Genomic DNA, 10,447 nt, shown 5'->3' on the forward strand with positions numbered 1-10,447 from the left:
ACCCGGCGGCGGGGCATCGCGAGGGGATCGACATGACAAAGAGCATCGACCGGATGGCCGGACGTTGGGAGCTGCTGGGCTGGGCGTTCATGATGGCCGGGCTCGCCGTGGCCGAACTGCTCCTGCTCACCTGGGTGCTCACCACCCTGACCCTCGCGGCGGTGTGGATCGGTCTGCCGCTCTTCGTCAGCGCTGTGCTCGCGCTCCGTCGGTTCGCGGACCGGCGCAGGCTGTGGGCCGGCGAGAAGATGGGCGTGGTGATTGGCCGTCTTTATCGACCCGTTCCGGAGCGCGGTTGGGTGATGCGCTTCCAGGCGGTGGCCAAGGACCCTGCGACCTGGCGCGACATCCGCTGGCTGTTCGTCGACTGCACAGCGGGCCTGGCGCTCTGTCTGGTGCCGGTGGCACTCTTCCTGGCCGGCGTACTCGGCCTCGCGCTTCCGCTGATCTGGAGTCAGTTGCCCGCCGACGCCGCACTGGACTTTCCCCTGGGGTTGCGGGTCACCGACGTGTCGAGCGCGCTCACCATCGCCGTACCCAACGGGATCCTGTACCTGGTCGGCTGGTGGTGGCTGACCCCCGCGCTGATGCGTTGGTACGCCCGCCTGGTCGAACTCTGCCTGCGGCCCGACGAACGTTCGCGGCTGTCCGACCGGGTCGAGCGTCTGGCCAGCTCGCGCGCCCACAGTGTGGACCACCAGGCCGCGGAGTTGCGCCGGATCGAGCGCGACCTGCACGACGGCACCCAGGCTCATCTGGTCGCCCTCGGTATGAACCTCGGACTCGCCGAGACCATGCTGACCGACGACCCCAAGGTGCAGAGCCTGCTGGCCGAAGCCCGGGCGCACAACAGCCAGGCGATCACCGAACTGCGGGCCCTCGTCCGTGGCATCCGGCCGCCGGTGCTCAGCGACCGTGGCCTGGTCGGGGCGCTGCAGGCGCTGGCCATCCGCATCCCGATGGAGGTGGAGGTCGACATCGAACTGCCCGCACGACCGCCCGAGCCGATCGAGTCGGCCGTGTACTTCGCCGTCACGGAGGCCCTCACCAACGCCATCAAGCACAGCGGCGCCACCCACGCGTGGGTACGTGGCACCTTCGTCAACGGCACCCTCTCGTTCCTGGTCGGCGACAACGGGCGGGGCGGCGCGGCACCGACAACGGGCGGTGGCCTGGAGGGGATCGAACGCCGGCTCGGTGTCTTCGACGGCACCACCGCCGTGGCCAGCCCTCCCGGCGGCGGTACCACCATCAGGTTCGACATCCCGTGCGAGTTGAACACGAGCAACCCGGCCTGATCCCTGCCGCCGTCGCGGGTGCCGGAGGTGCACCCGACGGCGGCGGCGGGAGTATCTCGTCAGCGCGTCGCCGCGGTGCTGAATGCCCGCACCGCCAACGGCACGGTGATCACCATCATCAGCGCCAGCACCACCACGGCCACCAGCACCGGCTGCTCCGATGGAAGACTGCCGCTGGCCGCGATCGGGTTGCCCCACAGGTGGCGGCAGGCGGCGGCCACGCAGCTCAACGGGTTCCATTCCGCGACGGCACCCAGCCAGCCCGGCATCCGTTCGGTGGAGAGAAACGCGTTGGAGACGAACGAGAAGAGTACGAGCACGAGCGAGCCGGTCGACTCGATCGACTCGAGACTGCGCATCACCAGCCCCAGCAGCACGCCGACCCAGAGCGTCGCGTAACTGAACATCAGGAGCAGTGCGAATCCGGCGACGGTCTGGCCGAGCCCGTTGTGCGGACGCCAGCCGAGCAGCACACCCATTCCGGTGACCAGGAGCAGGGTCACCGCCGAGAGGATCAGATCGGCGACCGTGTGCCCGATCAGCACAGCCGCACGGGAGATCGACAGCGTACGGAACCGGTCGACCAGGCCGTTGCGCAGATCCTCGGCCATACCGACCGCGGTCGGACCGATGGCCGTCAGCCCGATCTGCGCGGCGACCCCGGCGAAGATGTACTCCTGGTAGGTGCCGCCCCCCGGCACCACGATGGACGCCTCGAACAGGTAGCCGAGGGCCACGATCATGACGAGCGGGTTCAACGCGACCGCGAGCAGTTTGCCCGGGCTGCGGCGCAGGTGCCGCAGTCGCCGGCCGACCAGCGCGGTCACGTCTCCGAAGATCGGCACGACGTCGTCGAAACGATCCAGGACGGCTACGCGCCCGCCGTCGAGCACACCTGCACTCATGACTCGCCGCCCTTGGTCGTCGGTGCTCCGGTGAGTTGAAAGAAGACGTCGTCGAGGGAGGGCCGGCGCAGGGCGAAGTCGGTGACGTCCAGGCCGGCGGCCCGCAGGGCAGCCGCCGCCTCCGCGATGCTGTCGATGCCACTGATCAACTGTGCCGAAACGGTGTCACCGGCCCGGCTCACCATCGGCGGACCGACCGCGACCGGCACCAGGGCGGCGAGCGCGGCGGGAACCAGATCCGCGCGGACCGAAACCTCGAGCCGCTCCCCACCGACCTTGCGCTTGAGCTCGTCCGGCGTCCCCTCGGCGATCACCCGCCCGCTGTCGATGACCACGAGCTGGTTGGCCAGTTGGTCGGCCTCCTCCAGGTACTGCGTGGTCAGCAACACGGTCACCCCTTCGGCGACCTGGTCGCGTACCAGCGCCCAGAGGGTGGCCCGGCTGGTCGGGTCGAGACCGGTGGTCGGCTCGTCGAGGAACAGCACCGGCGGCTCGGCGATCAGGCAGGTGGCCAGGTCCAGTCGCCGGCGCATTCCACCGGAGTAGGTCCGCACCGGTCGCCGCGCCGCGTCCGTCAGATCGAACCGTTCCAGCAGCTCGGTCGCCCGTTCCCGGGAACGCCGCCGGCCGAGCCGCGACAGCCGGGCGAGCAGGACGATGTTCTCCTCGCCCGTCAGGGTGTCGTCGACGGCCGCGTACTGCCCGGAGAGACCGATCTTCCGCCGGACCTCCCGGGCCTGTCCGACCACGTCGAACCCGGCCACCCGTACCCGGCCCCGGTCGGGGGCGAGCAGTGTGGTCAGGATCCGGACCATGGTCGTCTTACCCGCGCCGTTCGGCCCGAGTACGCCCAGCACCGTGCCGGCCGGCACGGTCAAGCTCACCTCGGAGAGCACAGCTCGGCCACCGTACGACTTGCCGAGCGCCTCAACCTCTATCGCCAGGTCCATCGCTCCCCCAATCGGTTGTTCGCGGGCCACGGCACTAGGCGCGCACGGCAAGCAGGATCCGGTGCATCGGCGTGTCGATCAGACGGATTCGGCGCAGCCCCGCCGTGTTGAGCCACTGGTCGTACTCGCTCAGCGTGTAGGCGTCCCCGCCGCCGGTGGCGAGCATCGAGGCGGCGAAGAGTCGGAAGAACCGGTCCTGGGTCGTACCGGGTCCGGTGCCATCGTCGATGATCTGGTCGATGATGGCGACGACGCCGCCGTCGGCCAGCGACTTGCTGGCCTTGAGGCTGAGGTCCTGCGCCGCGTCCGGGGTCTGGAGGTGGAAGATGTTGGCGAACAGCACCAGGTCGAAGCCGCTGCCCCAGTCCTGTTCCCAGAAGTCCCGCACCACCGCGTCGAACCTTGCCTCCACCCCCACCCGCTCGCTCTGCGACCGGGCGATCGGGACGATCCGGGGTACGTCAATCCCGAGACCGGACATCGCCGGGAACTCCCGCAGCATGAGCTGGCTGTACAGGCCGGTGCCGCAGCCCACGTCGAGCAGCTTCGTGGCCTGGTCCGGGGTCCAGCCGTGTTCGCGCAACGCGCCCGCGAGGGCGGAGACGATCGGCGGCGCCCAGAAGTTGATGCCTCGTGCCAACGACTCGTACTGGACGTCGGAGATCTGGTTGTGCTGCTGCGTCGCGCCGCCGGTGCCGCGTACCTCGTCGGCCAGATTGCGCCAGGCGTCCCACGCCCGCATCCGGTCGTAGCGCATCTTGCCCGCCAGGCTGTACAGGCCATCGGGCCGCAGGCACTCCCGCAGGTCCGACGGGAGCGTGTAACCCACCGCGCCGTCGGTCACCGTACGGTCGAGAATCTCGTACGCGTACAGCGCGTCCAACAGCACCCGCATGCCGCGCGGATTGGTGTCGAGCTCGTCGGCCAGTTGCGCGGCCGTGACCGGCTGGTCCCCGAGTGCCACGAAGACACCGAGGTCGAAGGCGGCCTCGATCACCCCCGGCGCCCAGATCCCGATCAGGTGCTCGTACATCCGGTGCGCGGCACGGACGACACCGTGGTCGGCACCGGACGCCGAGACGAGATCCATGTCGACGAGGCTGGTCATCTCCTCCGCAGTACCCACCGCTGCGGCAGTCGGCTGTGGTGTGGACAGTCTCACGGTTCGATCCCCATTCGTTCGGGTGAATGTGTCGGGCGTTGATCAGCCAATGCGGGCGAGTCCCCGCGCGTCTCGTCGGGCGGTGCCTCGGGACACGGCCAGCGGATCCCAGTCCGCCGGGCGGTCCGGAAGGACGGCCGGGTCACCGATCACCGTGCCGGACCGGGCCTGGGCGAGCAGCGGCCGGTCGAGGATCTGTCCGGCGCACATGGCACCACCGACCATCACCCCGCCGATCCCGCTGCCGTGCCGGGTGCTCTGGCCGACCACGTACAGCCCCGGCACGGTGGTCCGGGTGTCCGGTCGGGTACCGACGCCGGCGCCCCAGCGGCCCAGGCCGTAGGGGGTGCCGCCGGTGGACCAGGTGTAGCGCTCCTGACTCAGCGGCGTCGCCGTCTCGAGATGCACTATCCGGTCCCGGAACGGACCGAGTGCCTCCTCCGCGGCGTCGAGCATCGCGTCCGTCACCCGCTGCTTCTCCCGCTGGTAGACCTCGTTGCGGCGGTAGCGTCCGCCCTCCGCCGGGCCGGTGCTCACCCCCCACCGCTCGTATCCCGGTGGGCAGAGGGTCATCAGTTGGAAGTTCGAGTGTCCGGGTGGACACACCGCGCGGTTGTGCGGATCCTTCAGCGACGCGAAGGAACAGAACAGGTAGTCCACCGTGTCGAACGAGCCGGCGGCCAACCGGGCGTAGAGCCCTTCGATGTCGTCGTCGCGCAACCACCACAGGTTGGCGTTGCGCCGCTCCGGCAGCGGCGTGTCCAGTGCGACGTAGAGCACCGTCAGCGCCAGGGTCGGCACCGCCCGGTCGGTCTTCTCCACCACCGCCGTGGTGAAGGCGTCGCTGCCGCCGGCCAGTTCCAGGACGGTCCGGCGGTAGTCCGCGTTGCACACCACCAGGTCGGCCCGGATGGTCCGGCCGTCGGCGAGCGTCACCCCGGTCGCCCGCCCGCCCTCGACCAGGATTCGGGACACCGCACAGCGCGTCCACAGCTCGCCGCCGTTGGATTCCAGGGACTCCACCAACGAGGCGGCAAGCATCTGCCCACCGCCCTCCGGGTAGTAGGCGCCGTGCAGGTAGTGGTCGATCATCCTGACGTGCACGCCGACCGAGGCGGCCGACGGCGCCAACCCGTAGTTGCCGCTCTGCGCGGCCAGCACGGACCGCGCCGGTCTGGAGAGCCGGCAGTGGTCGAACAGATCGGCCAGGGTCCGTCGGTGCCACGCCACGGTCGTCGACGCCTCGATCCGGTGACCGCCGCCGGGCGTCGGGGGGGCACCCGGCGCGGCCCGCACCACCTCCGCGCAGACGTCGAAGTACCGGAGCAAACCTTCGGTCTCGGCGGGGAAGGTGGCAAGCAGCCGGTCCCGATAACGGTCCCAGCCCGCCGGTACGTCGACCGACCGCCCCGGCATCACGATGTGGTCGAAACCGTCCTGGTCCATCGGTCGGAACCGGACCCGATCACGCAGACCCAGACCGGCGAGGATGGCGGGAATGGTGCCGCCCGGCCCGCAGTCGCCCAGATAGTGCACGCCGACGTCGAACTCGTACGCACGCCTGCGCCGGAAGACGTGCCCGTTGCCGCCGGCGACGTCGTGCTGTTCGAGAACCAGCACCCGCCGGCCGCTCGCCGCGAGGTAGCCGGCGCAGGTCAGGCCCCCGAGTCCGCTACCCACGACAACCACGTCCCACGACAGGTCGTCACCGCGCATCGATTGTCCCGGCATCAGATCGATATCCCGCCGTGGATCTCGACGACCGAGCCCGTGATGTAGGTGGCCCGGTCCGAGGCCAGGAAGGAGACCAGGTCGGCGACCTCCTCGGCGGTACCCATCCGACCCAGCGCGACCGAATCGCGAATTCGCTCGCTGACCGAACCGGACAGGGCGTCGGTCATGTCTGTGTCGATGAAGCCGGGTGCCACCACGTTGGCCCGGATCCCGTAACGGCCGACCTCCTTGGCCAGCGCCTTCGAGAATCCGATGATCCCGGCCTTTGCCGCGGAATAGTTGGTCTGCTTGGCGTTGCCGTACACGCCGGAGACGGACGAGATGTTGACGATGCAACCACGCCTGCGCTTCATCATGCCGAAGGCCGCCGCACGGCAGACGTGGTAGACGCCGTCCAGGTTGGTGCGCATCACGGCACCCCAGTTGTCGTCCGACATCGTCACCAGAGGGCCGTCGCGGGTGATGCCGGCGGAGGTCACCGCCACCGAGATCGGACCCACCTCGCGTTCCGTCCGGCTGATCCAGGCGCGCACCGCATCGGCGTCGGTCACATCGACCCTGCTGGCGACCACCCGGGTGCCCCACTTGCCGGCCTGGACCGTCACCTGGTGCGCGGACTCCTCGTCGGCCCGGTAGCAGAAGGCGACGTCGAATCCCTCCTCCGCCAGCCGCAGCACGGTCGCCCTGCCGATGCCCCGGGACCCACCACTGACCACCGCGAGCCGCGATGCGCCCTCGTCCATGATTCCGTCTCCCATTCCCGTCACCGATCCACCGAAGCGCCGACACTCGTCGGGTCACTCCCCTGCCGGGCCGCCGGGCTCCCGTACTCCGGGACCCGCAACTGCACCCGTGGGCGCATCGTCACCACCGCCTGGCGTACGGTCAGCACCCTGGTGGTACCCACCAGGCTGTGGCCCTCGAGGATCGCGGTGTCCGCGACCTCCCGCACCAGCCGTGCGTGATGCTCGACCAGGTCACCGGGGAGAACCGGGTCGCCGTACCCGACCCCGGAGATCGCACCGAGCAGCATGACGCGATCCGAACCGACGTCGGCGGTGGTCAACAACAGGCCCGCGGCCTGCACCCACGACTCCAGCAGCAGGGTCTGCGGGTACGCCACCCGGCGCTCGTCGGTGTCCAGAGCCGTGCCGGCGTACCACGGCTCGTTGCGCGTCACCGCCTTCACGGCGACGATCCGGTTACCCGGCTCGATCGTCACCACCCGGTCGATCAGCAACATCGGGTACCGGTGTGCGAGCGACGGCTGCGGCGTCGTACCCATCACCGGTCACCTTGCCGCAGCCGGAGCCGGACCAGCGCGGCGAGCCCGCGCTCTGTCGACACCCGGGCGGCGCAACCCGTCCCCTGGTCGACCCGGTCCCACTCGACCTCGATCGCCAGGGTGTCCCCCGGATAGACGGCGTCGCGGAAACGGGCCGATTCGACCGTGTCGAGGCGGAGCGGGCCGAACTCGGGCGGTGCCGTACGCGTCGCCGCCTGGAGCACCGACTCGATGACGCACACTCCGGGAAAGATCGGGAAGCCCGGAAAGTGTCCGGCGAGGACGGGCTCGTCCGGGCGTACCCTGAAGCTGGCCGCCGACCGCCACCCGCCATCGACCAGGGCCGCCCGCCGGACCACCCGGACCGGTTCCCGCAGCGGACTCAGCGGCTGCCGGACCGACGTCGAGGTCGCCTCAGGATGCATCGCAGAGCCTCAGCAGGGCGCAGGCCACGGTGCCGTCCCGATCCACCGAGGTGACCAGCGCGACCCTTCCGCCGAGACCACCGGCGGTGTGCGCGGTCGCCAGCACCGAACCGATCTGGAAGGCTCCGGACACGCACGCGGTCTCGCCGAGCAGACCCGACACCGACGGCAGCACCGTCACCTCCTCACCGAGGGTCTCGGCGACCACCTGCCGCTCGTGTCCCCCCAGCGGTCCGGGCGCGTCGCTGAGCGCCACGAGGTCGACATCGCCGGTGCCGAGGCCGGCGGCCTTCAGCGCCGCGAGGATGCAGGCCGCCAACTCCGCACGCGGGTCCGCGTCGAAGAAGATCCGCGACTCGACGACCAGGACCTCGGCCAACGGCCGACGATCCGCGCCGACCGCACCGACCGGTTCGACCAGCATCATCAGCGCGCCCTCGCCGAGCACCACCGGAGTCTCCGGCGCCGCCTGCCGCCACAGCCACGACCGGCTCCGGGAGTAGTCCTCCGTCGCCCCCACCAGTGCCCGCGCCGCCCGGCCGTTGGCCAGCAACCGGCGGGCGTAACGCAGACCGAGCAGCGCACTGCCCCGCCCGCCCGCCATGGTGGTGTTCGGTCCCCGCAGCTCGTACCAGATCGCGCACTGGCCTGCGGCGGCGTTCATCACCGCGTACGGCATCATCGCCGGGTCGACGTAGAAGGGCTTCTCCTCGGTGAGCGAGGCCCGGGTGAAGTCCATCATCGTCTGGGTGCTGCCGAAGGAGGTACCGAGTACCAGGGCGGTGTCGTCGCGTCCCCGCACGCCCCCGTCCGGGCCGAGATCCGTCAGCAGCGCGCCGACGGCCGACAGGGCGAGAGCGGTGCCCCGGTCCATCGCCCTGGTTCCCTTCTTGCCCAACATCTCCCGGATGTCGAAGCCGGGTACCAGGCAGGCCCGGTCGTCGGGCACGTCCCACTGCGGGGCGCGCACCTCGGTGTCCGTCGGCCGCTGCTCCCGCAGTCCCTCGACGAACGCCGACCGGCCGACCCCGTACGGGGAGACGGCCGCCCAGGCCGTGATGACCAAACGGTCCGCGTCGACCCCCGTGGCACTCACACCATCACCCCGTTGTCCGCGTCCTCGTAACGGCCGAGCATGACTATCGCGTTGTTCCCGCCGAAGGCGAGCCCGTTGTTCTGCACCACCCGCAACTGCGCCGGCACCGAATGGTTCGGTACGCAGTCGATATCGCAGTCGGGATCGGTCTCGACGTGGTTGATCGTCGGCGGGATGAAGCCCTGTTTGATGGCGAGCGCGCAGGCAATCGCGCTGAGCGCGCTGGCCGCCCCCATGGTGTGACCGAGCATCGACTTCAACGAGACGGTGCGTGGTGTGTCTGCGCCGAAGACGCTGCGGATGGCCCGGGTCTCGGTCACGTCGTTCGCCTTCGTACCGGTGCCGTGCGCGGAGATCAGGTCGACCTCCGCCGGTGTGACGCCGGCATCCGCGAGGGCCAGCGCCATGCAGCGGGCAACGCTGCTCTCGTTGGGTGCCACCTGGTGGTAGGCATCGCAGTTGAGCCCGTAACCGCGGATCTCGGCGTAGATCCGGGCGCCGCGCCGCTGCGCCGACGCGAGTGACTCCAGCATCAGCACCCCCGCGCCCTCACCGGTGAGGATCCCCTTGCGGTTCTTGTCGAACGGTTGGCAGAACTCCGGCGCGATGGTGCCGAGCCGGTAGAACCCGGTGAAGGTCTTGCGACACATCGCGTCCGCGCCGCCGCAGAGCGCGAAGTCGACCTCGCCGGAACGGACCGCGTCGAAGCCGTACCCGATGGCGTAGTTACCGGCCGAGCAGGCCGTCGCCATCGTGATCGCCTCCACGTCGGACAGGCCGAGCTCACGGGCGACCGACATGGCCAGACGGGACGCGGGGAGGCGACGGGCACGGGCCGGTTCCATCCGGGTCGGCCCGCCGGCCACGTCCTGCCCCACCAGGTGATCGAGGTCGTACGACTCACCGTCGGTGGTACCGATGGAGATGAGTCCGCGTCGGGCCTGGAGCGTCTCATCGTCCAGACCGGCGTCGGTCACCGCCATCCTGGCCGCCGCCACCGAAAACTGACTGGCCCGACCGAGTTGCTCGATCGGGGTGTTGCGGATCCACGACTCCGGTTCGAAGCCGACGACCTCGCAGCCGTTGGTGTGGGCGAACCCGGTGGTGTCGAAGACGCTGATCGGCCGGACACCGGACCGTCCCGCACGCAGGCCGGCCGCGAACTGATCAGCGCCCACGCCGATGCTGGAGAAGACCCCGACACCGGTGAGCACCACGCGGTGCGCCGAACCTGTTTCCCTGCTAGCTGACATGACCGCTCCCGTCCGATCGTCGCGTCGCCTGATCCGGCTACCAGTTCGCTGCTTTGGCCACGACGTCGTAGACACCGCGCAGGTTGGTCATCCGGGCCATCTCGGCCTGGTCGATCACCACGTGGTAGCGGCGTTCGAGGGCCGACAGCACCTCGATCGCGCCCAGCGAGTCCGAACCGTGCTCCTCCTGGAAGAGGCTGCTCTCGGTCACTTCCTCCGGTTCGAGCTCCAGGGTCTCGCAGACGATCTCCTTGATCTCCTCGAAGCGTTCGGTGTCGATTGCGGATGCGCTCACGGTTCCTCCAGATGGTGTCGCGACGGACGGTGGTGGTGCGTACG

11 protein-coding genes are annotated in these 10,447 nt (G+C 69.9%); 1 reads left to right on the top strand and 10 read right to left on the bottom strand.

Features of this window, described 5'->3' with window-relative positions:
• The first annotated feature begins 32 nt into the window (after positions 1-32).
• Positions 33-1,298: a sensor histidine kinase gene (locus tag ACWEFB_RS31905; RefSeq protein ID WP_452291385.1), complete on the top strand. Its 1,266-nt coding sequence runs from the start codon at positions 33-35 to the stop codon at positions 1,296-1,298.
• Between the two features lie 59 nt (positions 1,299-1,357).
• On the opposite strand, the gene ACWEFB_RS31910 is transcribed toward ACWEFB_RS31905, so the two are convergent.
• The 10 genes from ACWEFB_RS31910 to ACWEFB_RS31955 form a co-directional block, all read right to left on the bottom strand.
• Positions 1,358-2,203, bottom strand: a complete 846-nt coding sequence (locus tag ACWEFB_RS31910) for an ABC transporter permease (RefSeq protein WP_452291387.1) — start codon at positions 2,201-2,203, stop codon at positions 1,358-1,360.
• On the bottom strand, positions 2,200-3,153 hold the full coding sequence (locus ACWEFB_RS31915; RefSeq protein WP_326559270.1) for an ATP-binding cassette domain-containing protein: 954 nt from the start codon (positions 3,151-3,153) through the stop codon (positions 2,200-2,202). Before ACWEFB_RS31915 ends, ACWEFB_RS31910 begins: the two co-directional genes overlap by 4 nt.
• A 34-nt stretch (positions 3,154-3,187) precedes the next feature.
• Entirely contained in the window at positions 3,188-4,261 is a 1,074-nt protein-coding gene (locus ACWEFB_RS31920; RefSeq protein WP_452291389.1) for a class I SAM-dependent methyltransferase, read from the bottom strand.
• 96 nt (positions 4,262-4,357) lie between these two features.
• Positions 4,358-6,031, bottom strand: coding sequence for a phytoene desaturase family protein (locus ACWEFB_RS31925; protein WP_452291391.1), 1,674 nt, complete (start codon positions 6,029-6,031; stop codon positions 4,358-4,360).
• 14 nt (positions 6,032-6,045) lie between these two features.
• On the bottom strand, positions 6,046-6,792 hold the full coding sequence (gene fabG / locus ACWEFB_RS31930) for a 3-oxoacyl-ACP reductase FabG (protein WP_452291393.1): 747 nt from the start codon (positions 6,790-6,792) through the stop codon (positions 6,046-6,048).
• Positions 6,793-6,812: 20 nt separating this feature from the next.
• Positions 6,813-7,334 carry a 3-hydroxyacyl-ACP dehydratase FabZ family protein gene (locus ACWEFB_RS31935; protein ID WP_452291395.1) on the bottom strand — a complete coding sequence of 174 codons (522 nt, stop codon included), beginning with the start codon at positions 7,332-7,334 and terminating at the stop codon, positions 6,813-6,815.
• Positions 7,334-7,759: a 3-hydroxyacyl-ACP dehydratase FabZ family protein gene (locus ACWEFB_RS31940; protein ID WP_452291397.1), complete on the bottom strand. Its 426-nt coding sequence runs from the start codon at positions 7,757-7,759 to the stop codon at positions 7,334-7,336. The genes ACWEFB_RS31935 and ACWEFB_RS31940 overlap by 1 nt, the downstream gene beginning before the upstream one ends.
• A complete protein-coding gene (locus ACWEFB_RS31945; protein WP_452291399.1) occupies positions 7,749-8,855 on the bottom strand; it encodes a beta-ketoacyl synthase N-terminal-like domain-containing protein in 1,107 nt (368 codons plus the stop codon). The genes ACWEFB_RS31940 and ACWEFB_RS31945 overlap by 11 nt, the downstream gene beginning before the upstream one ends.
• Positions 8,852-10,108: a beta-ketoacyl-[acyl-carrier-protein] synthase family protein gene (locus ACWEFB_RS31950; protein ID WP_326559277.1), complete on the bottom strand. Its 1,257-nt coding sequence runs from the start codon at positions 10,106-10,108 to the stop codon at positions 8,852-8,854. The genes ACWEFB_RS31945 and ACWEFB_RS31950 overlap by 4 nt, the downstream gene beginning before the upstream one ends.
• Positions 10,109-10,145: 37 nt before the next feature.
• Positions 10,146-10,403 (bottom strand): acyl carrier protein, encoded by a 258-nt coding sequence (locus tag ACWEFB_RS31955; RefSeq protein WP_452291402.1) that lies wholly within the window; start codon positions 10,401-10,403, stop codon positions 10,146-10,148.
• Positions 10,404-10,447: the final 44 nt, after the last annotated feature.

The organism is Micromonospora sp. NPDC004704 (assembly GCF_053601675.1).